This is a genomic window from Paenibacillus sp. MAH-35 (genome assembly GCF_058135425.1).
On sequence record NZ_JBYUPU010000012.1, the window covers coordinates 150129 to 174086 of the forward strand.

At 50.9% G+C, this 23958-nt stretch carries 15 protein-coding genes; 14 read left to right on the plus strand and 1 reads right to left on the minus strand.

Features of this window, described 5'->3' with window-relative positions; translation table 11 throughout:
- Positions 1-78 precede the first annotated feature (78 nt).
- The 12 genes from AC3Y2E_RS15680 (at position 79) to AC3Y2E_RS15735 (ending at position 18648) form a co-directional block, all read left to right on the plus strand.
- A complete protein-coding gene (locus tag AC3Y2E_RS15680; protein WP_379211831.1) occupies positions 79-897 on the plus strand; it encodes a creatininase family protein in 819 nt (272 codons plus the stop codon).
- A 37-nt stretch (positions 898-934) separates the two neighbouring features.
- Positions 935-2134, plus strand: coding sequence for an MGH1-like glycoside hydrolase domain-containing protein (locus tag AC3Y2E_RS15685; RefSeq protein ID WP_379211834.1), 1200 nt, complete (start codon positions 935-937; stop codon positions 2132-2134).
- A gap of 24 nt (positions 2135-2158) precedes the next feature.
- A complete protein-coding gene (locus AC3Y2E_RS15690; protein WP_379211836.1) occupies positions 2159-3619 on the plus strand; it encodes a sulfatase family protein in 1461 nt (486 codons plus the stop codon).
- 5 nt (positions 3620-3624) lie between these two features.
- Positions 3625-4593 carry a C-terminal binding protein gene (locus tag AC3Y2E_RS15695; protein ID WP_379211838.1) on the plus strand — a complete coding sequence of 323 codons (969 nt, stop codon included), beginning with the start codon at positions 3625-3627 and terminating at the stop codon, positions 4591-4593.
- A gap of 6 nt (positions 4594-4599) precedes the next feature.
- A complete protein-coding gene (locus AC3Y2E_RS15700; RefSeq protein ID WP_379211841.1) occupies positions 4600-5610 on the plus strand; it encodes a zinc-dependent alcohol dehydrogenase in 1011 nt (336 codons plus the stop codon).
- A 16-nt stretch (positions 5611-5626) separates the two neighbouring features.
- Positions 5627-6394 carry an SDR family NAD(P)-dependent oxidoreductase gene (locus AC3Y2E_RS15705; RefSeq protein WP_379211843.1) on the plus strand — a complete coding sequence of 256 codons (768 nt, stop codon included), beginning with the start codon at positions 5627-5629 and terminating at the stop codon, positions 6392-6394.
- Positions 6395-6430: 36 nt separating this feature from the next.
- Positions 6431-6709: a YciI family protein gene (locus AC3Y2E_RS15710; protein ID WP_379211845.1), complete on the plus strand. Its 279-nt coding sequence runs from the start codon at positions 6431-6433 to the stop codon at positions 6707-6709.
- Between the two features lie 401 nt (positions 6710-7110).
- Entirely contained in the window at positions 7111-10953 is a 3843-nt protein-coding gene (locus AC3Y2E_RS15715; RefSeq protein ID WP_379211847.1) for a stalk domain-containing protein, read from the plus strand.
- Positions 10954-11091: 138 nt separating this feature from the next.
- Positions 11092-12558, plus strand: a complete 1467-nt coding sequence (locus AC3Y2E_RS15720) for a serine hydrolase domain-containing protein (protein WP_379211849.1) — start codon at positions 11092-11094, stop codon at positions 12556-12558.
- A gap of 457 nt (positions 12559-13015) precedes the next feature.
- A complete protein-coding gene (locus AC3Y2E_RS15725) occupies positions 13016-16210 on the plus strand; it encodes a carbohydrate binding domain-containing protein (protein WP_379211851.1) in 3195 nt (1064 codons plus the stop codon).
- Positions 16211-16367: 157 nt separating this feature from the next.
- Positions 16368-17255, plus strand: coding sequence for an AraC family transcriptional regulator (locus AC3Y2E_RS15730; protein ID WP_332070907.1), 888 nt, complete (start codon positions 16368-16370; stop codon positions 17253-17255).
- 103 nt (positions 17256-17358) lie between these two features.
- Positions 17359-18648 carry an ABC transporter substrate-binding protein gene (locus tag AC3Y2E_RS15735; RefSeq protein ID WP_379211854.1) on the plus strand — a complete coding sequence of 430 codons (1290 nt, stop codon included), beginning with the start codon at positions 17359-17361 and terminating at the stop codon, positions 18646-18648.
- Positions 18649-18750: 102 nt separating this feature from the next.
- On the opposite strand, the gene AC3Y2E_RS15740 is transcribed toward AC3Y2E_RS15735, so the two are convergent.
- Positions 18751-19671 (minus strand): AraC family transcriptional regulator, encoded by a 921-nt coding sequence (locus AC3Y2E_RS15740; RefSeq protein ID WP_379211856.1) that lies wholly within the window; start codon positions 19669-19671, stop codon positions 18751-18753.
- 227 nt (positions 19672-19898) lie between these two features.
- Between AC3Y2E_RS15740 and AC3Y2E_RS15745 the strand changes: the two genes are divergently transcribed.
- Positions 19899-21494, plus strand: coding sequence for a LamG-like jellyroll fold domain-containing protein (locus AC3Y2E_RS15745; protein WP_379211859.1), 1596 nt, complete (start codon positions 19899-19901; stop codon positions 21492-21494).
- 480 nt (positions 21495-21974) lie between these two features.
- Positions 21975-23810, plus strand: a complete 1836-nt coding sequence (locus AC3Y2E_RS15750) for a putative phage tail protein (protein WP_379211861.1) — start codon at positions 21975-21977, stop codon at positions 23808-23810.
- Positions 23811-23958: the final 148 nt, after the last annotated feature.

Consider the following 23958-nt stretch of genomic DNA (forward strand, 5'->3'; position numbering starts at 1 on the left):
GATCCTCCGGACGGGAAATCATTCGCCAGTTTCCAAATTTGCTTGATCCATTTCAATTGAAGAGGAGCGAAACGGCTTATGAGCGACGAAGTCCGCTATCACATGCTGCGTCCCGAACAAATTGTGGCCCGGAGGAAAGCGTGTCCGGTTGTGTATATTCCGATCGGCACACTGGAATGGCACGGCTTGCACAATGCTGTCGGCTCCGATTCCCTGCAGGCGGAAGGCATTGCCATTCGCTGTGCGCAGAAAGGCGGCGGGCTCGTCTTTCCCCCTTTGTACTACGGCGAGAGCCGGGTGGAATGTTTAATGGAGGCAACTGCGCAGGACCGACATTTGATTGCCGAGAAAATGGAACTTCCGCCGGACAATTTTATTCCGGAGCGCATGCCTTTCTCCGCAACCGAGCAAGTGCTTCAATATGAGAAACTGCTGCTTCACATTCTTGCAGAAGCGGAGTCGCTAGGCTTTCGAGTCGGCGTATTGGTAGCAGGTCATTACCCCTTGATTGACCATGCTAGGTCGGCTGCGCTGCTATTCAATAAACGGCAGTATAGCCGTAACGCCGGAATGCTGGCTTGGGCGTTTGTCGATTATTTGCTGGTAGCCGATCAATACGAAGTTGCCGGCGATCATGCGGGAGGATGGGAAACCTCGCATATGATGGCGCTGCATCCCGAGACGGTCAACCTCGATCTGCTTCCTCCGCGAGGAGAACCGCTGATCGGCGCGGGAGGCAAGCTGGATCCCCGAGATTCAAGCGCGGAATTCGGCAATGAAATCATAGATGCGGCTGTCGATATTGCCGTCAAGGAAACGCTGCACCGACTCGAGAATCGGAGGCTGTATCATGGTCACGGCCGTTCGCTGGGAGAAGGATTGTGGAAACAGAGCTGAGCGGACCCCAAAGTCAAAAAAATAAGGAGACACGTTCATGCGAAGCTTGAAACATCACGTAGTTGACAGGGGCAAGCCCGAGTGGAAATCGATGCTGGAATATACGGTAGAGCTTCATAAAAAGTGCACTCGAGATCCGGAGCCTCCCTTTTTATATCCATGGGAAGAAATCGGAACCGGGTATTGCTACGGTCCGGCATTCGGTCACATCGATCTAACCCATGCGACTTTGGACACTCTCCGCTATGAGCCGGATCATGCCAAATATCAAATCTTAAACTACTTAAATCTGCAGTCTTTCGACGGATTGATCCCGGGCTGCATCTGGTTCCGCGGCGGCGAGGTGAAATGGAGTAGGGTGAAGGGGCATCCTCCGTATTGGCCGGTGGCTGTACAGGATTTTATTGACCTGTATGAAGATATCGATTTGTTAAAAAAAGCCTACCTTGCCCTGGTTCGTCAAATCGGTTGGTTTGAAACAAACCGGAAGGCTGAAAACGAAGGTTATTATTATATCGATCTGTGGAAAAAGGTATGGGAAAGCGGTGTCGATGACGGAATTCGTTATGACTCGATCACACCGGGTCCTTATGCGTGCGTCGATGCGACTGCGCATGTTTATCAAATGCATGTCTACGCTGCACAATGGGCGAGTCTTCTTGATTTGACTGCCGAATCCTTGAAATGGCAAATTAGAGCCGGACAGCTTGCTGAATTTATAAGCAGTGCCTTGTTCGATGAAGAAACGGCTCTATTCCACGATATTTGGTCGGTCGATCGTCCCGAGAGCCGCCGCCTTACTTTCGAGGGCATGTGGCCAATGATGGTAGGGGCGGCAACAGTGGAGCAAGCGAATCGCGTGATCGATGAAAATGTATTGAATCCGAACCGTTTTTTCACCAAGCATCCAATTCCGACTATCGCTCTGGAGGATCCGGCATTTGAACTTCGCATGTGGCGGGGGCCTTCCTGGAACAGTATCTCCTATTGGGTCGCCCGGGGTTGTACCCTGTACGGGAGAAACGATGCGGCCAAAGTGATTCTGGAACGCGCCTTGGACCATACTGCCGAGAAATTTTCCGAGACCGGGACATTATGGGAGTTTTATCATCCTCTTGGAGGACAACCGACCGAACTCCAAAGAAAACCATATACCGAGTTTAATCAGCCGTGTCGCGACTATATGGGCCATAACCCTTTGATCGCCATGACTGATTTATGGGCTTCCCTGAACTAAATCGAATAGATGAGGTGCAAGCCGTTGAAAAACCAGCCCCGTCCAAACCTATTGATCTTTATGCCCGATCAAATGCAGGCACAAGTCACATTTCCCGGTCACCCCTGCAAAACCCCGAACATGGATAAAATTAAAGAAACAGGCGTCAGTTTTCACTTCGCATATCCGCCTATGGCACATTGCTGTCCGGCAAGGGCTTCATTCATGACAAGTCTTTATCCTTCGCAGCATGGGATCTACAATAACGTTTCCAATGATCAGGCGATTCATAGGCAATTAAACCCCGGTATCGAAACCTTTTCCGAGAAACTGGCGGAGAACGGTTATCAAATGTATTATGCCGGAAAGTGGCACGTCTCGGCGACAGAAACTCCGAAATCCAGAGGTTGGACGGAACTATACCTGAAAGAACAGGAATTAGATAACGGAAATCGCAGAAAAGCATACCGGGAAATGAGCTGCGAAAGCGGCAAAAGAATCCGAAAACGCGGGGAAATCTTACGCCCCGGATGGGGAGGCTATACCCTTTACGGCAGTTCGGACAAATCCTACACCGAGTTAAACGACTATATATGCGTGCATAAAGCCATATCGCAATTGGATAGGCTGCAGGACAGCGAAGCTCCTTGGTGCATGTACATCGGACCGAACGGTCCGCATGATCCTTTTGTAATTCCGGAAAAGTACGCGAGTATGTATGATCCAAGTAAAATCGAACTGCCGCCCAATTACTACGACGATATGCAGGATAAACCTCGAATCTATCAACGTATGCGAAAGGTGTTCAGCCAATTAAGCGAACAAGAAGTAAAAGAGTCCATCGCACATTATTGGGGCTACTGCTCGCTGATTGACGATTTGTTCGGGGAAGTGCTGGATGCTTTGGCACGGAACCGCCAGATCGATAATACGCTCATTATCGTCGTTTCCGATCATGGAGAACATGCAGGGGCACACGGTTTATACTGCAAAGGGATCAGTATGTTCGATGAAGGGTATCGCGTTCCTCTTATTATGAGTTCTCCCAAGCTTGTCAAAAATCCGGGGAGAGTCGTCGAACAATTTGTGACCCTCATGGATATAGCTCCTACATTGATCGAACTTGCCGAAACGGAACCGCTGGGCAAAACGAGCGGGCGCAGTCTGGTTCCGTTTCTGTCCGGTGAAACTCCGGATAACTGGCGGGAGAGCATATACGCCCAATGTAACGGCACGGAATTGTACTATACCAGCCGGATGGTCAAGACGAAGAAAGTTAAGTTCGTCTATAATCCTACTGATTTTGACGAGCTGTATGACCTGGAATCGGATCCGTATGAAATGCGAAATATGGCGGGCCTGCCGGAATCGGAAGCTCTTTTGAAGGAAATGTATGTCAAGATGTGGGAGCATGCCTTTCAATCCGAGGATATGAATATGGTGAAATATATTCCGGTTACCACAGGAGAGTATGGTCCGGCTATAGCCAACGCAGAGGAGAGGTAGAGGAGATGACCAAGTATACGGTAGCGGTGACCGACTATGGCTTCCCCGGGCTGCATCAGGAAGAAGAGGTTTTACTCCCGATGGGCTTTGAATTTGTAACCGGACAATGCAAAACACCGGATGAAGTGATGCAGTTAACCAGACATGCGGATGCGATACTGATCGAAAGAGCACCGATAACCAAAGAAGTCATCGATAACTTGCAACGTTGCAAAATCATCGTAAGGTATGGCGTCGGTGTCGATAGCGTTGATATTGTTGCGGCGAAACAAAAAAATATTCCGGTTGTCAACGTGCCGGACTATGGGACCGGGGAAGTCGCGGATCATGCGATGTCGCTCTTGCTCTCGAGCGTTCGGAAAATCCCCCAAATTGTTGCTCAGGTGCGCAAAGGGGTTTGGCAAACGACTCCGTGCCGGCCGATTATAGGCTTGCAAGGGAAAACGCTCGGAATAGCCGGCTTCGGCAATATCGGAAAAGATGTGGCAAAGAGAGCTCAAAGCTTTGGAATCAACACGCTCGCCTACGATCCTTATGTGCCGGAGAACGTTTGTAACGAGTGGAGAACGCAGAAGGTTGATTGGCATTCCTTGCTGGAGCGGAGCGACATGATATCCGTTCATCTTCCCTTAACGCCAGAGACCATACATCTATTTAATGATGAAGCCTTTGAGCGAATGAAATCAACCGCCTACCTTGTTAACACGTCCAGGGGCGGAGTTATTAATACCGAAAGTTTAATTGATGCGTTGCAAAACAACAAAATCGCGGGCGCTGCGTTGGATGTATTGGAAGAGCAGCCGATTCCGAAAAGCAGCCCGCTTCTCCGATTCGAAAACTGTCTCATAACCAGCCACTGCGCCTGGTATTCGGAAAGTTCGTTAAACCGATTGCAGCGACACGCAGCTCTAGAAATTAAACGTATATTCAGCGGTGAGCGTCCCAAGCATATCGTGAATGGCGTAGAGGTGTAGGAAATAATGAAAACTCTGGTTTATTACGGACCTCGGCAAATAAGTATCGAAGAACATGAAATACCGAAGGCGGGCCCTGGCGAAGCCCTGATCAAAGTGGAATCTGTAGGCATTTGCGGGAGCGAATTGGAAGGCTATTTGGGGCATAGCAGTGTGAGGATTCCTCCTCTCATCATGGGACATGAATTCTGCGGAACGATCGTTGAAATCTTCGGATTACCCGGCCATAAATCAGAAATGTCCGCAGGGGATAAGGTCGTTGCGAATCCGCTTATCTCTTGCGGGAGCTGCGATCGTTGTATGAAGGGCAAACATAATCTTTGCCGCAGTCGAGAGTTGATTGGCATTCATCGGCCAGGTGCCTTTGCCGAGTATGTAGCAGTACCTATGATCAATTTGTATCCCGTTCCCAAGGAGATGAACGCATCGTTAGCTTGTTTGGCTGAGCCGTTAGCGGTTTGTATCCATGCCGTCAAGCTGGGTCTCCAACCGTTTGAAGATGTCCTAATATTCGGCGCCGGAGCCATCGGGCTGCTCACCATACAAGTAGCGAAGAAAATGGGAGCGAGTCGAGTTCTGGTCGTGGAGAAGCAAGAAGCGCGTATGCATCATGCCAAGGGGCTGGGAGCGGATGTTGTTTTGCCGGAACGATTAGGAAACAGGGCTAATGACTATTTTTCGCAAGGAATCGATACGATCATAGACTGTGTCGGCGTTACGGCCACTCGACAACAAGCTCTGCAAATGATTAATTCCGGCGGAAAAATCATTATGGTCGGCTTGGGGCATGATGAATCTCCGATTTTGATGAGCCACCTTGTGCGGCAAGAGGTATCCATCATCGGTTCCTACTCGTATTCCAATGCGGATTTTAAACAAGCGGTTGAGTTGTTGGCCGGCGGTCATATCAGTATGGAACCGTGGACGGCCACCCGCAGCTTGACGGAAGGACCCGCCGCTTTTCAAAGTTTAGTAGAAGGGAAATCCAATTTAAGTAAAATCATTCTGAATCCGTAATGAAGGAGGTGCAGCAATGAGATTCGTACAAAAAGTTTTCATCGTTACCGGCGGAGGTACCGGAATCGGTCGGGCAACCGCTATACGCTTGGCTGGCGATGGGGCTCGCGTAGTCATCGCGAACCGGTCGGAAAAGAATGCCGAAGAGACCCTGGAACAGATCGAAGGTCTGGCTGGACAAGGGATATTTGTAAAGACGGATGTCGGGCAGCATGACGATATTCTGAATTTGATCCAAAGAACGATAAATACCTACGGGCGGCTGGACGGGATCGTCCATAGCGCCGCCATTGAATCCTTACGCGGAGTGGTAGATTTATCGGTCGAGGAGTGGCATACGACACTGAATGTCAATTTAACTTCAGCCTTTCTGCTCGGGAAATACGGGATCCCACATATTATCGATGCAGGCGGGGGCGTGATCATCCATGTCGCTTCCGTACATGCTCAGGCAACGATACGAAATTATGCCGCCTACGCTGCTTCCAAAGGAGGATTGATGGCGCTGACCCGAAGCATGGCCATTGATTATGCCAAGCAGGGGATCCGAGTTAATGCCGTCCTTCCGGGGGCCACCGATACCGGCATGTTAAACCGATATGCGGAATTGGGAGGGTTGTTCAACGCGGATCTGAGCGAAGAATGGAAAGACTCCCAACCGCTTGGACGAATCGGAAAACCCGAAGAGATCGCTAGTCTTATTTGCTTCTTGGCAAGTGATGAAGCCAAGTTTATCGTTGGCTCCGGTGTGGTCATTGACGGAGGGATGCTGGCCGAATTGTAGGCAGAGTGTAACTGCCGGGAGATGGAGCGTCTGACTATGAAACATTTTGTCGTTATGCTGCCAATGATTAATAAAGAGATGAACCAACAAGTTAGAGCTGATCATTTAGCGTATATGGTGGCTCTGGAGGAGAAGGGCAAAATATTTGTTAAAGGCCGATTTGTTAACGGATCGGGCGGAATGGTTATTTACCGGGCGAAGACGATAGAGGAAGCCGAAGAGCTTGCAACCCATGATCCCTATGTGATTCACGGCGCACGATCGTATGAAATCCGCGAATGGTTTATCGTGGAAAAAGGGCGAGAGTATGAATGAATGGGCAGCCGACAAAGCCATTGTAGAATTTGCGTGTCAAGGGAAATAGAAGAGCGACCTGGAAACGAGAGAAACGCCTGGGTTTGTAGAATTATAATACTGATTGGAAAATGATTAATTGATAAGTAATAAGCGGTTATTTATGATTTTCTTAACTTGAGGAGTCCGAACCCAATGCCAAGCAATACCTGCGAAAAATTGTGAAATGAAGGGGGGATTTGAAACACACCTTCGCTTAATAAAGAAAAAGCTTCTATACGAAGCTCTCCCCACGATGAATGACCCTGCGTAAGAGGTAGCTTTTCTTTGAATCGTTCAAAGAAGACCAAATTTAAAATTCGATTCGGAAAAGGTTTTCAGGTGAGCATGATCAAGATCCAAAAAGGGAGGATTTTATTAAAATGGCGGACAAAGTGAAACCAAGCATGAGACTATTATTTGTTGTTGCCTTGTTAATTTCACTTGTTTTTCCTACTTCAATATTTGCGGCTTATACGCATGCGCCTGTTCCGATTACAAGTCCGGCATCGCCGATCAAGATTACGGTGAACGGCAAAAATATGAAATCGGATGTACCGCCTAAGTTTATAGACGGTAAAATATGGGTATCTGCCGAGTCGATCGCTCATTATTTATACTCGGTATTCTATGAGTCTATCGATGGCAAAGAGTTTGTATTAAAAAATGATTATTATGAAATGACCGCTAAGTACGGAAGCAACCAAGTAACATTAAAAAACGGCTCAACGATGACTACAATTATTACAGAAATGCCTTTTAAAGATGGCGTTAGAAGCTTTATCCCGTTGGATACGATCATGTATGCGTTCGAAGCTACATATACGTGGAATGCCTCGAGCAATACGGCAGCTGTTCTGTATGATGAAAACCGGCATATTACCGATGAGGCCGCGTTGCCAGTAGCCGTACCGGGTATTGATATAACCGCCGTGGGGAATGCGAGAGACGGACATTATAGTATTCCGGTAAGCGATCCGAACGCCGAGGTAACGGTATGGCGGAAGTCCGCGGACCCGGCAAGCTATGTAATCCCTGCTCAACCGAGAAATACTGGATACGCTTGGGTTAAACAGCCTAAGCCCGGTTACAATGCGACAACAGGCGCCTTTGAAGGAGGGGTTAGCTATCTGTCCGGCCCCGGGAACGAAATCCTTAGAGTGAGAATCAAATACTCAGACGGTATTACGCCGGATAAGGTATTCAAAACGACCATTTCCACGAGCGTTCGACTCGGTTCCGGAAACCCCGTACCCAATACAGGTAACCAGCTTCTTCTAAGAACTACGTTCAATAATATCAGCTTGTATCTGAATTATACCGGTTATATAACTCCCGGAGATACGATTACTTACACGCTTCCGATCGCAGCTCCCAACTCCATGCAGGTTGTTCTGGACCCTGCCAATGAGGTGCGTTTCAGGAAAGTAGGAGATGTGACATGGAAAGATGGCCTCCCACTGGCATACGATTCGCCTAACAAGCAGTTCAGAGGCTCTATCGTCGGTCTCGAACCCGACACGGAATATGAAGTGGAAGTGAAAATCCTCAAGGACAATTCGACTTACTCCCAAACCATAAGAACATGGGAAGAAGATGTCCCCATCGCTACGGATATCCCTATCGCATCCATCTATGAACCGGGAAAACCGCTGTCCGTTCAAGGGTTAAGAGGCACAGCAAACGGATATATCCGTATCATTGGAGATGGCAGCACCGTTATAGATGTTTCTGATGAATTCTGGGAAGCGGTAATAATCGCGCAATCCGAATATGTGATTTTGGAAAACTTAATGATCCGCGGTGGCAAGAGAAGTGCGATTTCGGTTCTCAGTTCCAGTCACCACATCCGAATTATCAATAGCGATATTTCCAATTTCGGTAGAGTAACAACCCAATACTTGGGTAAGCAGACGATTACCGCAAATTCAGATCCTAACCTGGCGGTGGATTTGCGTACAGGGCACATTTACTCGGCCAACGCCACGCCAGTAAACAATGACTCTGGTATCTTTGTAAGCGACGTAAGCAATCTCGTCATAGAAAAAAACTATATCCATGATGCAAAAACTTCATCCAATGCCTGGAACGCAGGCGGAGGTAGAGGATGGTACGAAAATGTGCCTGGGTTCTTCGAATGGAATGAAAAGCATCCGCAAGGTGTAAGCGGCATGTACGCAAGAGGCGGTCAAGGCGTCGTAATTCGATACAACGACATTGTCGGAAGCGACGATCACCGTTTTAACGCCGGCATTGAAACGTATGTTAATGGCGATCGAGACGGCGGTGTTGGAACAGATTCCGATGTATACGGCAATTATTTGGCGTATGCCCAAGCTGACAGCATGGAATTAGAAGGCGCAGATATGAACTTAAGGTTTTACAATAACAGAATCGAGGGAGTCTCTGGCGGCATAGGAATGGACTCGAACTATGTAGGTCCCGTGTATGTGTATAGAAATCTGATTCACAACTTGGGTGACGAATGGGGCATGATACAAGGAGTAACTAAACACGGAACAGCTCCTAATGAATGGACGAAGGGGTTGGGTGTGAACTATCTGTTTAACAATACCATCCTCAGTTCAATGGGTCATATCACCCGGAAGGACGCTCAAATTTATAGACCGTATTATAGGAATAACATCATTGAATCCATCGATAGTCCTGTTGGCGGCCAAAACGTAATTACGATTAAACATATGTACAATTATCCCGGAGTCAGTTACGATTATGACTTGTTTAACGGAATCTCGGCATCCACGAATGCTACAGGTACCGGTGGACCTGCGCCTATCGTTGAACCTAATGGGATTACCGGGGTAAGAACCGGAACGGCAATCGCTCCTGACTCGAGCAAAAAGGCAACTTTCATCAACAGAAACGATGGAAATTATATCCAAACAAGCGGGAGTCTTGGTTTTGATGCGGGTACAACCATTCCCAATTTTGTAACTGCAGCCGACTACGCTGGCGCCGCGCCCGATATCGGAGCTATAGAAAGCGGCAAGGACGTGATCGTTCCAACCAGACCGACCGCATTAAGATCAGATGGAGGTAAGTATCAGGTTAATGTTACTGGGAATACGACTCAGCAAGTCATTATAAAAACAGCTGGTGTTCCGACCGGAACCGAGTATGATTTGCTGAAGAACCGAGACTACGATTGGTTTACCGTTACAGATTCATTAGGGAATACCAAAGGCACGATAACGTCTGGTGTCGACTTGGTACTCACTGTAACAGGTTACCCTAAGAAAATCGGTAAAAATTTCCTTGGTGAACAATTCGGAAAAACTATAACAAAAGGTCTTGCAGACCTTGCTAATTCACCTGCTAATGTATTAACGGGACAACCGGCAGTAGGTAAAGGTGCCTTCCTTGTTAAATTGGACGATGGTCTTTCCCTACCGATTTCGGTTTATGTAACGGAAGGCAGCTATAATGCGAGCCATACCCTTACCTATGTTAATGGAAGTATTGTTCAAAATGTGACGGTTCTTGCAAACGGAATGTCGCTCGGCCAAACGGTTACACCACCGACGCCGACAAAAGAACTTTTTGCCTTCTTAGGCTGGTACGACGAAACGTACGCGCACAAGTTTGATTTCAGCAAACCCGTCGAAGCAGATACCGTCCTGTATGCCAAATGGTTGCCGGACACCACTCCGCCTGTTACCGCTGCAGCCGTAACCGGAACGGCCGGATCGGGCGGCTGGCATAAGTCGGACGCCACGGTTTCGCTCTCTGCCGCATATGATATTGCCGGTATACATGCAACGAATTATCAGTTAAACGTCGTGCAGAGCGTTTACGGCGTCCTGTCGACGAGCGGCTTTGTGAAGTACACTTCTCCGATTGTACTTGGTGACGGAATTTATGAAGTGCAGTATCGCTCAGTAGATAAGGCTGGTAATCTCGAAACCGTGAAATCCATAACGGTGAAGTCCGATAAAATTGCACCGACGTTTACGGTTTCGGCGAACGGAAATCCGCTGCAGGACGGCGCGGTGTTTGACGACAGCCAGCCCGTTACGCTGAATGTTCTAAGCGGGGATAGCTTATCCGGCGTCGCATCTCAGGTTGTTACTGTCGATGGCCAGCCTTACGTGCCGGGAACACCCCTGAATTGGGCAGGCCAGCTAGGAGCCCATGTCATTCAAGTTACGGTAACGGATCAAGCAGGGAACACGAGTCAAAGGACGACGAATGTTACCGTTTCGTAAACCATCCTGCTAAAGGATATTGCCAATAAGTTTAAACCCTGTTCTCGTCAAGAGAGCAGGGTTTTTAGTAATCTATAGTTAGGGATGGCAGAAGTATTGCTTCGCCACATTAATCGTGACAAGGAGCTGAATCATTTTATGAACCAAAATGAATTGTTTTCGCTTTCATCCTCGCCTGAGCGTTTAGGGATCCCCTCCTCGGCGATCCTTCAATTTATTGAAAGAATCGAGAGGGAACAAATCTGCATGCATGGATTCTTACTGTTGCGACATGGGCAAATTGCCGCTGAAGGCTACTGGGCGCCTTATTCAGAGACCAGCATGCATCGAATGTATTCCGTAAGCAAAAGCTTCGTGTCTTTAGCTATAGGGTTGTTGATCGATGAAGGTAAAATCACTTTACATGACCGGGTTGTTACCTTCTTCAACGATAAATCGCCTCAACCCATACATCCATATCTGGCTCAAGCAACCGTAAGAGACCTTCTGATGATGGCTAGTCCTCATATCAAAACCGCGTATACTCGCTACGATCCGGACTGGGCCGCCGCTTTTTTTAACAGCAAGCCTTCGCATATCCCGGGAACCCTTTTTGCCTATGACACCTCGGCCACAGTGATCCTCTCCACGATTGTGGAACGGATAAGCGGGCTTCCTTTTCTGTCGTATATGCGTGAGCGGCTGCTTGATCCGATCGGCTTTTCCAAGGATGCTTGGTGTATTAAAACTCCGGAAGGCACATCGTGGGGAGGGTCCGGCGTTATTTGCAGCTTAAGGGATATGGCCAAACTGGCTTATGTCTGCATGAACAAAGGCAGCTGGAGCGATCGTCAGCTTATTTCAGAATCGTATATTCGTGAAGCAACGTCGAAGCAAATTGATAACTCCCTGACAGGCAATCATGGGTACGGCTATCAAATCTGGATGGAGAAGAACAACGGATTCTCTTTCAGAGGGATGGGGTCCCAGCTTGCCTATTGTTTTCCCGATAAAGGTCTAATATTTGCTTGTATTGCCGATACGCAGGGCTCCCCCCATGCAGAGGTTAACATTGTTCATGCGTTTTGCGAAAAAATTTTTAGCGCCACTCAAGAATCTCCATTGCCTGATAATGATGCGACCTATACGATCCTGAACGAAACCATTAAAACTCTTAAGATAATGCCGCAACAAGGAAATCACACCTCTTCGTTGGAACGGAAGGTTAATGGCAAATGGTATTCATTAAATGAGAATCCGATGGGAATAAAGCGGCTGCGGTTCAGCTTTCTAGGGGACGAGGGCATATGGGAATATGAGAATGCCACGGGCGAACACCGGCTAAGATTCGGTATCGGGAAAACGGTTCAAGTGCCGTTTCCTCAAAAGAACTATTTCGGTGAAAAAATCGGGACCCAATCCGGCACATGCTATAATTGCCTTTCTTCGGCTGCATGGGTAGAAGATCATAAACTTAATATGCTGGTCTATATAACGGATATATATCTTGGCTCGCTTAAGATGACCGTTTCATTCAAGGATAATGAAGTAACCGTCTACATGGCCAAAGCCGCCGAATGGTTTTTAGACGAGTATGAGGGAGTTGCAATCGGCCACTGTGTATGACCTCGAGAACAACTATCTCAGGAAGTCATGTAATGACGAATCAATAGGATTGTACGATTTTATCTCTCTATTTTACTCTAGAACTTTAATTTTCAGTCTATATATAGTTGGTATGCTGTCGTAGTTTTTTTTGAAAAAGCTGTCGTTAAGGCTGGGGCATGCGTCGTGGAGCGTTTTGGCCGAAAACGACATGGATTTGTCTGAAATGCCGATCGTAGGCAAAAATGCGCTTGTGCTACGATGGAGTGGCCAAGGAAGTTTTGGCTATGAGGAGGGAGGGAAACAGGAAACCGATAATGCGTTTTCTAAAGGTTGGGAGGGACAGGGTATGAAGGATGGTATGCGGGTTATGGGAAACAGGAGGGAAATACCGGTATTCGTATTGTGGTTTGTATGTTTCCTTGCATTATGGATAGCCTTACCGGTGCCGACGGCAGCTGAGGGAGGGAATGACAACTTGCTCATTAACGGCGATTTTGAGCAGCAGGGAACGATCCCGGCCGGATGGAGCGCGTTCGAGGGCTGGACCAATCCGGAGCTGTCGGTTTCCGCAGCCGGAGCATACTCCGGCACGGCCGGGCTTCGGATCTCTACAGCGCTTGCAAACCGCAATCCTTGGGTGAGACAAATCGTCCAGATTGAAGAAAAAACGGAGTACAAGCTGGCTGCATGGATGAGAGGCACCGGCGTTCAAGGAAGCGGAGCAGGATTCAAGCTGGAATTTTACAAGGGCACTGCTGCGACAACTGCGAACAATCTGAATTTCGATCAAACCTATATTACCGCTCCAAGCGAGCTGACGGGCGACTGGGAATACCATGAATACGGGTTTACCGCGCCGGAAGAGGCGGCATGGGTGGTCGTATATGCCCGGTTGTATGGTACGGGGACTCTGGATATGGATGAAATCTCGTTCACATTAGAGCGGGAACGTAGTAGAATTGATTTGGAAACGGATAGCATTTTTTACTATACCGGGATGGCCGCCGGCACGGTGAACGCCGACTTCAACCTGCACCAGGGAGACCCGGCCAGATTCCGTGTAGAAGCGACCATTGCGCCGGAAGCCGGGGGAACGCCTATTGCGGTGTCGGACGCGACCTATACCGATCAACCGCTGACGATGACCTTCAATCCCGGTCTTCTCGTCAAGCAGCAACCGTATCGCGTTGTTGTCCGGCTGCTGGATGACGGCCAGCAGGAAATAGCGCGGGAGACGGAGCGCATTTTTCGCTTTGACCGACCGTCTATGTTGAGGGAAGACGGTACGCTGCTGGTGGACAACGAGCCGTTTTTTCCCGTCATGGCCTATCATGTCGCGCTGCGTGACTATCCGTATGTAGGTGAAGCGGGAGTTAATGTCGTGCAGGGCAATGGAACCAATAACAGGGAGCAATTGCAAGCGATGCTGGATGCTGCCCTTCAAAACGGAATCAAATTGGCGGTTCCGCTCTATTACCAGATGAAGGTGCAGGAAAATATGGAGCTGATCGAGACGTTCGTCACGGAGTTCCGGAATCATCCTGCTCTGTTCGCCTGGATGGTGATGGACGAGCCTGCGCTCCACCATAAGACGAAAGAAGAACTGGTGGAAGCCTACCGGCTTGTGCGAACGCTCGACCCGGTTCACCCCGTCTACATGGTAGAAGCGCTCCCCGGTTCGTACTCGTTTACCGAGAAAGTGACCGATATATTTGCGACAGACGTGTACCCGATTCCCCGAAACCCGATTTCCATCGTAGGGGAACGCGTAGCGTTGGCCAAACAATTGGCAGGAGAGCACCAACCGGTGATGAACATGATGCAGGCGATGTACAATCCGCCGAATTGGCCGGTTTTGACCACGATCGAGCAGGTACGGAATATGATTTATCAGAGCCTGGCGAGCGGCGCGCAAGGAATGGGTTACTACTCCTTCAACGAAAACGGATTTGTGCTCCGGAATTCGGCGTTATGGCCGGGACTTGTCGGCATACGGCAAGAGATTGAACAAATCGGCGAGATCGTAACGTCCATGGAAGTCGCAGATTCCGGCCAGGCTGCGGATATGCAGTGGCGTCTCTGGCAAGACGGCGGGGAATATTATACGGCTGTGGTCAACACGGGCAGCACCGGCGGTGAAGTGACGATCCCGCTTGCGGAGAGCGGTTATGAAGCGGTCTTGCTGTATGGGGACAGCTATAAGGAAACGGTGAATACCGGAGATTCCTTAACCGTCACCCTGGAACCGCTGCAGGCGCTGCTTTACCGGCTAACGCCTTTCTCGACTATGGCCGGCCGGGCGCGCAGCGAGCTGACGAGCCTGACTTCGTGGTCGAATGATTTGGATTGGCAGGATGCAATCGACCGTCTGGATGAAACGCTTCAGGAACTGCTGGACGAGCTTGCGGCTTCGCCGACAACGGTTGATGCGGTTGTGTCCGCGGCATTGGACGGGCTGGACGGAGTGGACGTGCTGCTCGATTGGCTCGACGTGCACGCTTCCGGAGCTGCGGAGACTATTCAGGAAAGGCTCGAACAATTGCGTCTGGAGCTGGGAACGATTGCCGGTGCTTCTGCTGCATTCAAAGTGGAGTTGAACGATGAGCGCATCATCGGCCAGTCCGTTGTGAACGCGGTATATGCGTCCGTTGCCAACACCAGAATGCAAGCGCTTCAGCAAGTGGAGGTGTCGATTGCGTTCCCGGAATCGTTCGGTTTGATGCCGCTGGAGCAAGCTCTACCTTCCATCGGAGCCAATCAGGAAGCTTCCGCAGTGTTGCCGTTCACGCTGACGCATACGCCGCTTGCAGCGGACTACCGATTGAACGCCGCTGTTTCGTTCGTATACGCCGATCGCCCGGGAACGCGGGTTGTTTTGCAGCGAAGCGCTGTTTATCCGTTGGTCGACATGGTGGACGGCCAATTGTCGCCATCCGCTCTGACGATGCAGGCGGGCAATCGTTATTCGAGCACCTTGCGCCTGGAAAATCGGATGGCGGATTCCTTGCAACTCTCTCTGGAGGCGCATCTCCCGTCCGAATGGACGACTACTTTGCCGTTACAGGTCGAGCTTGCCGGACATGAGGCGCTGAATCTCCCCTTTGAATTGCACGTCCCCGCCGGTGTGACCGATCAGGTATACACGGCGCAAATTCGCTTAAGTAGCGGCGAGACGCTCATTCGGTCACTGCCGTTGCTCCTGGAGGTCAATCACAATTTGCTGCCGAATCCCGGATTCGAGGCGGCCAACCTGCAGGGCAACGGACCGGCGGACTGGACGCTTCGGCAGGGGATATGGTCGGAGGATTCCCGTTCCGGTTTATATGCCGCCGCTCTGCAACCCGATCCCGGAAACAGCTGGAACGTGATCAACTCGGCGCTTATTCCGGTCGAAGACGGTTTCCGTTATGCATGGAGCGGCTGGGTAAAAAACGAATCCGATCAGGGGAGTGTAGCTGTGGGAATCCGGGAGAGCTACGCCAAAGGGGCGACATCGATCCGTTATATATGGTCGTCTGTCCCCTACTCGGAGGATTGGACATTTTACAGTGGTGTAGTGGAGCCGAGTCCGACAGCGCAGCATATTCAATTGTATTTGATGAGTGACACGGGTACGAACGGAACGGCATGGTTTGACGACTGGTATATTCGAGCTATTCCGGCACACTGATTGCCAGCGGGCTGAAGACAACGGCAGGTCGGTAAGCAAGGCGACGGAGAACCTGAACCGGCGGGCCCGGGGCGGGTTCTTCGTACTGCAAACCGGGATTCAAAAGGCGCTCGTCCTGCGGCGATCAGGAGGACAAGACTGATACAAGGAGTGGATCATGCTGCGCAGGAAATCGCTGAAACTTTATGACCACCCGGATGACTTTCCTTTTTGGATCCAGATCAATCGGCATAATACGGCAGATCTTCCGGACCTTCACTTGCACGAGTTTGTCGAAATGGTGTTTGTCATGGAAGGAAGCGGCGAGCATTTGTTCCAGGACATTCGCTATGGAATCCACGAGGGGGACATTTTTATTATTAATCCTGGCGAGGCGCACGGCTATTCGTTAAAAGCAGGCGAGGAGCTTGTCGTCATTAATTGCTTGTTCGAGATGAGCCTGATTCCGATGAGGCTGCTGATGGAGCTGCGGGCGATGTGGTCGATGGATTTTTATTATGTCCAGCCGTTTCTGGATGAGAAGGCCCGGTTCCATCACAAGCTGAATCTTCGCGGGTCGGACGCCGCTGCCGTGACGGCGGTGCTTAAAGATCTGATGCAGGAATTGCACCAGCAGCGGGAAGGGTATCGCCTCCTGATTCAGATCAAGATGGTTCAATTATTCGTGCTGCTGTCCCGGTTTTATCAAGAGAGGCATATTTTCGGAGACAACCTGTCGACCGGAGAAATTTTGGTGCAGCGGGTGTGCGGCTATATTGAGCGCCATGCGAACGTGAAGCTCAGCATGACATTTCTGGGCAACTTGTTTCATATTAGCCAACGCCAGCTGAACCGTTATTTCAACCGTTATGTCGGTTGCAGTCCGATTGAATATATTCATAAAACACGAATCGAAAAAGCCAAACGTTTGCTGGCCGATACCGATAAGACCATTGCGGCCATATCGGAGGCGGTCGGTTATGAAGACGCTTCCTTTTTCAGCAAGCTGTTTACAAGGAAAACCGGGTTCTCCCCCGGAAATTACCGGATCAAATTCCGAAGTTGACTGAAATGAACAGCGCGATGGCCGTTTCGCCGATGGTGGCCGGAAAGCCGGACGCCTATACTTAGGACATACCCGCAGATCATAATTGAAGGGGGCAGTCCGTATGAGAATCGGCTGGAAAGAGACGGGGATTTTGCTGAGTGTGTCCGTGTTGGCGAGTGCTTGCGGAAAAACCGCAGGGGAGACGGAAAAGACGGTTCTGCCGCCGGAGGAACGGAAACCGGCCGTGATCCGCTTACTCCAGGACGGAGCTACGATGACCGAAGAGGAATTTCAGACCTTGGTGCAGGCTCCGGTCAAAGCCAAGTATCCTCATTTGACCGTGGAGTTGCAGGTCAATACGAAAAGCGACGAAGGTTTGCAGCAGCTGATTGCGGGAGGGGATTTCCCCGAACTGATCCTGACTTCGTTTTCCCGGATCGCCATTCACCGTGAAATGGCCACATCATCCGACTTGACCCCGTTGGTCAAACAAAGCGGCATGGATTTGAATCGGTTTGATTCGGTCCCGCTGGAGACGGTGCGCAAATACAGCAAGCCGGGAGAGTTGTCCGCCATCCCGTTCTCGCTGAATTTCCTGGCTACTTTTTACAACAAAGATCTGTTCGACAATTTTGGCGTGCCCTATCCGCCGGACGGCATGACCTGGGATGATGCGCTGGAGATAGCCAAGCGGTTTTCCAGAACTACGGGAGGCGTTCAATACCGCGGGGCGATGATGACCGGCTTGTTCGATCTAAACAGCCAGCTCAGCTTGCCTTACTTCTCTCCCGAAACAAGGAAGGTCAGCATCAATACCGACGGATGGAAGCGGATGGTGAACCTGATCGCACAGTTCCAACTGATCCCCGGCAATCGCGGAACGAATCTGGATCACTTTATGAAGGAGCAGAGCGTCGCCATGATGTTCAGCTATGATGCCAGATTTCATAATCTGGAGGCGGTGTACGGAACGCCGACTGATTTCAAATGGGATGTGGCGCAATTGCCGTCTTTTCCCGAGCGTCCGAACGTAAGCGCAGGATCGACCGGCCATTATTTGATGGTTTCGTCGCTGGGGGCGAACAAGCAGGACGCCTTCCGGGTCATCGAAGTGCTGGTCGGCGCGGAAAACCAAAAGACGATGACCCAGCGGGGACGATTTACATCGTTAAAAGATCCGGCCATCAAAGCGCTGTACGGGCAAAATCTCAAGAGCGTTCAAGGCAAGAATATTCAAGGCATTTTCAAAAGCAGCTTCGCTCCTCCGTTCGCCGGAACGATGCACGATACGAAAGTCAGACCGTATGTGCAAACGGCGCTTAACAAGGTGATCGAGGGACAGGCTGATGTGAACAGCGCGCTGCGCGAAGCCGAGGAAACCGCAAACCGCGAATTGGTGTTGACTCCTTGAGGCGATTCCGGATCGTTCCGCCGAAACTTGATTCAACTGAAAGTCACCGCATGGTGACTTTTTTGCTTTATAGCTTTTATCGCTGTTAATGGGGAAACCGTGTCATTTAACCCGATGACTATCGTTTTTTTGTTGGGACAAGCTGCGAAATTGGTTGGCCGTTATCCCTTTCATCTCGCGGAATACGCGGGCAAACGTGCGAAACGATTCAAACCCGACTTCCATAGAAATATCCGTTATGCTGATATTCGTATGCTGCAGCATATTGTCAGCCGTTTCAATTCGCAGGTGATGGATATATTTCACAAAGGTGTGGCCGGTATACTTTTTAAACGACAAACTGATATAAGAGACACTGAGTTCGAACCGTTGTGCCAGTTCTTCCAGACTGAGCGGCTTCCGATAGTGGAGATGGACATACCTCAGAACGGGCCAGAACAGCTGTGTGCGTGCTGCCGACTTTCTGTCTGCGATGAGCGGGTTCGGATCGGATTGCCGGCGGCTCGCGCTGCGGATGTAGATCAGGATCGCTTCTGTAAGCTTGGTGCGGATCAGATGGCGGTGAATGGGAGTATCGGGCTCGCTGGAAATTTCCAATAAGAACTCGAAAATTTGTTTCATTTTCTCTTTCTCAGCACCTTCGAAGTCCAGGAAGGAAGGCAAGTCGGTGCCGATGGAGTCAAGCAATCTGGAAAACTCGCTATCCTCCTGCTGTCCGAATACCAATTGAATGTCAAACAGACAGCAGTATTTGGAAACGTGCTGACCGGGTGCGCTTGAGATGGAGTGCATGTGATTGGGCAAAAGGAAAGAGACCGTACCTTGCCGCAGCAGATGACGGACGCCATTGATGGTTTCGTAACCGGTTCCACCTGTGAAGTACGATAGTTCCGCATAGTCGTGATAGTGCAGTTCGGTCCGTGAAACGTTCGTATGAAGGATGCCAAACCGTTCCTGCGTTTCCCGGAATCTCGGAATATCGTCAATGTCGCCCTGATACTCCAGATAAAATGTGTTATCCATAAGGATCATCCTTATTCGTCAATTTCACAGCGAGCATTTCCTTCATTAAACCTCACATCCGTCAGACTGTAAACCTGAAATCAGGACCCGTTGAAACGAAAAATGGCAGCTGGTATCAAATTTTCGGCATGTGTCGCCGGTTTTCATGATTTAGTATAGAGGCAGGAGCGGATGGAAGGATCATGTTATCCGGCATACATCCAAATATAGAAGAAGGAATGATCGGAATGGAACAAAAAGGAACGAAAACAAACCGGGTGCGTATCGGGTATTGGCCGTTGCGCGAGGACTGCCGGGATGCCTCGGCGCACCAGCGTCACGGGCAAGCGGTAGCCGTACAATTCCAGGACGGAGCCGTCTTTGACGGGGAGCAGTCGGCCATTGTGCTGCCGGATTCGGAGTGGACCCATGGCGCCCGTCCCTTCACCCTCTCCGTGGAATTCGAAATTCATGATGAGAAGGGATCGCTTCCAGGAGGAATATGCAGCCGGTATGCCGAGGAGCAGATGGCTGGCTGGCATTTGTCCGTGCTGACGCAGGCAGGGGTAACTTCCACTCAACCGAACTGGCGGAACTTGCAGCTTGGCTGGAGCTTGCCCGAATCGGCAGCGGACCAGTGGCAGGATCGCGGCAATCCGGGCAACAGCCGTCTGATCTGTACCTTATGCGTGTATGAGGGAGCGTTATATGCCGGAGTGTTCGATGATACACGGGACAACAAAGGCAGGGTCTACAAGCTGGGTGAGAACGACGAATGGATAGACTGCGGCAATCCGGATGACAGTAATTCGGTATGGTCGTTAATCGAGTATAAAGGCAAGCTGTATGCGAGTACGATGCGTTACAAAGCGTCCGGCTCCGCTCTGCCGGAGTCGCCCAATATGGAGCCGGGCGGCAAAATATACCGATATGAGGGCGGTCGGACGTGGTCGTTGTTCGCTGAGCTTCCCGGCTCGGACAGTGCTGCTTCGATGGTGGTTTATCAAGGCAAACTGATCGCGATGTCCTTTTATACTCCGGGCGTGTACGCTTATGATGAAACGGGGGCATGTGAGGATCTGGGCGCGCCAGGGCCGGAAGGAAAGACGCGGACCATGACTTTGGCGGCTTACCGGGAACGATTGTATATCGGCTGCAACGAGCTCCAGGGTGTGTACAGCCGCACGTTGGATGAAGACTGGGTGTATGAAGGGAAAGTAGAAAAATGCGATCAAGTTTATTGTTTTGCGGTGTACCATAACGATCTGCTGATGGGGGTCTGGCCGGAAGCGCGCATGCTGCGTTATGAGGGAGACCAGCAATGGAGCAACTACGGGTTGATGGGATCTGAGCTGGAAGTGATGGGGATCTCGATGTTCAACGGCAAGCTGTACGGCGGTACATTGCCAGGCGGTCATGTATACCGTTATGCCGGCGATGGCGAGTGGACGCTGTCCGGCGTCCTTGAACCGGAAAATCCGGACATTCGTTACCGCCGGGTCTGGTCGATGGCTGTATATGGCGGCGAACTGTATGCGGGTACATTGCCAAGCGGCAAAGTGTGGAGCTTGCGACATGATCCGCTTGTGACTCTGGATCGTACTGTAACAGACGGGTGGCATCGTGCCGTGATCACTTATGATCTGGAGCGCCTCACTCTGTACCTGGATGGGGTACTTGTATCTTCCGCGCCGATCGCCCCGGCGAAACTAGGTGAGTTGGGCCGTACGCCGCTTGTGCTGGGCAAAGGGCCGCAATCCCATTTTTCCGGCAAAATCCGTGAAGTGGAGTTGCTCGATGGCGCAATATCCGAGCAAGAAGCAGCCGAGCTGTACCGTCAATAAAAACGAACGGATCAAGGAGGAAGCGCAGTAGCGACTGTAACCCGGAATCAACGCTAACCGCGCGATTCAACCTGCATACATATACAGATGGAAGAACTCGACGCTTCCTGTGACCAAGTCTGCCCGTGCCGTTATGCGGGCAGGCTTTGCTGCGTTGCGGAGGATTCTACCCGTGCCCACGTAGCGACATCGTTCGACTGCCCCGGACACGCTTTTGGAAAACATGTCCTGTTTGCTAATTGTGGGCAAAAATAAGTTTTGTTACGCTTTAGGGGACCGGTCAAGGAGGGGGATACCAATCACACCAGAGAAAGTTCATTTCCGGACGACATCCATCTTGAAAGCGCATTAATGTTCACTTTCTTCAACTAAAACTAATTTTGGAGGTGCAGCGATGTAGGGAACGCGCCTGACATAGCCGCGAAAGAAAAGATCATCCATCGTTCAGTCATATACATGATCCATAATGGAGGAATGAACATGTCGGAACAAAACCGCAATGAAGATCCAACCGGGGAAGAGCAGCAGCTAAACGGAAGCGGGCCACAGGTACAGCCGATTCTACAACAATCGGACCGGACGGACGGTACCGAGGGGCAAGCGACGGGAGCTTCCATCAGCAGAAGAAAACTGCTCGCGTCGGTAGGTCTTGCGAGCGTCGCCATGGCTGCAGGCACCGTAATGAGCAGTATGACTCCAGGATATGCGAGAGACAAGGATGATGATGTAACAGATTCCGTATACGTTAACAAAGGCGCTGCCCACTTAGGAAAGGTATGCAGGCATGTGGACAACGTCAGCTCTCTGTCCGGTCTAATCGGCAGCTGCCAAGGCGAGTGCGTCGAGACAACGAGCTACCATCCGGGATGGGCGGGGACGCTGATCGGCCCGGTTGGCGGCGCACCGTTCGTATGGGATGCCACGCGTCCACGATCCCAGCATAACGGCGGGAATATCGTCAGTCCTACCGTGCCATGGGACGGCACGGAGGCAACGCTCGCCGCCTATATCGCCGGGACGGGCGAAACTTCCCCAGGCGCTACAGGCTGCTGGGTGCACAGGAACTATGGTTCCAATACGTTTAATGTGCTGCAGTGGGGCGCCAAAAATGACGCCACTCTGAATGGCGCCAATAACGTGGTGCTGCAACCGCTGTTCGACTATGCGGAGAAAGCAGTAGGCGGCGGTTATGGCGCTATCATCAAGTTCCCGCGAGGAAATTACGGTATCGGCGTGCCTCTGAACGTACGTGATCGCATGACCTTGCAGGGCGAGGGGACGGCCGCGACGATTCTTCACTTCAGAACGCTGACCAGCGGCCATGCGATCACGCTTGGACCGACCGGGCCTGATCACCCTACGCGCCCGCCGGGTCAATACGTGTTCGCCGCCCGTCTGGAGAAGCTTGCCGTCGCAGGCGGCAATACTTACAAGGGATTGGACCGCGCTATGGTGTACACCGACGGCGCACATGAGCATAGCGGAATATTCGAATGTGTCATACGGGACTTCACCTCGTTCGGCATTCACTACAACACCGGCAACGGCGGTCCGGCCTTATTCGAGATCTCCGATGTCGAGATTTATGCAAGCACGGTTCTCCCGAGCGCAGGAATCCGCCGCGGAGTTTACTCCAGCGCCGGCGGCGCTCTGGTCCTGCTCCGGCACGCCACCATCACCGGCGCCCAGGTAACCGGCGGCAAGCTGGGACAGGGCGTGCTGATGGCGAAAGACAATCTGGTGGCATCCGGCGTGCACCTCGAAGAGAGCGCGGTTGGCATAAGCCTAAGTCAGATTGCAGCTTTGGAACCCCGCACGAACACGCTGTCCGGAGTAACTGGGAATGCTACAGTTCCTGAGCTGATTGAGGTGGGGTCCACGTTCGAGGGCAGCGTTACGGTCATGGGCGCATCCAGCACCTCGCTGGCAACGACAGGTCTTGGCGTTCTCAATAACCGTCGCACAGGCGAAATGCTGAAGGACGGCACGATCAGCCTATATTCCTATACCACCATTGGCGGCGAAGGGACGGCGGCAGCGCGCTGCCGGATCACGGTGTCTGGCGGTACGGCTACGGTTGTAAAGGCGACGGGGCGTCCGTTCACTGTTGCTCGTACATCCGCAGGCGTCATCACGGTGACGCTTGCGAAGCCGATGCCTGACATCAACTATGTCGTTATTCCAACGGCGCGCCTCAGTATGGAGATGCCGGCGGAGTTCATCCCGATCTCTACTACGGTTTTCGAGATTCGAACCTACAATACTTCAGACGTATTGACCGATCCGGGATCGATATGGTTCGTATTGTTTTCTTAAACGAGCATAAGCAGGACGTTTCCTTAATAACGGTGATTCGATGAAAGTCAGTTACAACGGAAGTACGGCAATGGGCGATTTTACAGTTTGCGTAATCAATAGAGTACACCGGTATTCTATATTGCCAGTGCGAACAGCTCACTTTGCT

Bases quoted from the DNA above. Each gene is read 5' to 3' on its own strand.
- AC3Y2E_RS15680 (WP_379211831.1), top strand. From the start codon at position 79: ATGAGCGACGAAGTCCGCTATCACATGCTGCGTCCCGAACAAATTGTG.
- AC3Y2E_RS15685 (WP_379211834.1), top strand. From the start codon at position 935: ATGCGAAGCTTGAAACATCACGTAGTTGACAGGGGCAAGCCCGAGTGG.
- AC3Y2E_RS15695 (WP_379211838.1), top strand. From the start codon at position 3,625: ATGACCAAGTATACGGTAGCGGTGACCGACTATGGCTTCCCCGGGCTG.
- AC3Y2E_RS15700 (WP_379211841.1), top strand. From the start codon at position 4,600: ATGAAAACTCTGGTTTATTACGGACCTCGGCAAATAAGTATCGAAGAA.
- AC3Y2E_RS15705 (WP_379211843.1), top strand. From the start codon at position 5,627: ATGAGATTCGTACAAAAAGTTTTCATCGTTACCGGCGGAGGTACCGGA.
- AC3Y2E_RS15710 (WP_379211845.1), top strand. From the start codon at position 6,431: ATGAAACATTTTGTCGTTATGCTGCCAATGATTAATAAAGAGATGAAC.
- AC3Y2E_RS15715 (WP_379211847.1), top strand. From the start codon at position 7,111: ATGGCGGACAAAGTGAAACCAAGCATGAGACTATTATTTGTTGTTGCC.
- AC3Y2E_RS15720 (WP_379211849.1), top strand. From the start codon at position 11,092: ATGAACCAAAATGAATTGTTTTCGCTTTCATCCTCGCCTGAGCGTTTA.
- AC3Y2E_RS15730 (WP_332070907.1), top strand. From the start codon at position 16,368: ATGCTGCGCAGGAAATCGCTGAAACTTTATGACCACCCGGATGACTTT.
- AC3Y2E_RS15735 (WP_379211854.1), top strand. From the start codon at position 17,359: ATGAGAATCGGCTGGAAAGAGACGGGGATTTTGCTGAGTGTGTCCGTG.
- AC3Y2E_RS15740 (WP_379211856.1), bottom strand. From the start codon at position 19,671: ATGGATAACACATTTTATCTGGAGTATCAGGGCGACATTGACGATATT.
- AC3Y2E_RS15745 (WP_379211859.1), top strand. From the start codon at position 19,899: ATGGAACAAAAAGGAACGAAAACAAACCGGGTGCGTATCGGGTATTGG.
- AC3Y2E_RS15750 (WP_379211861.1), top strand. From the start codon at position 21,975: ATGTCGGAACAAAACCGCAATGAAGATCCAACCGGGGAAGAGCAGCAG.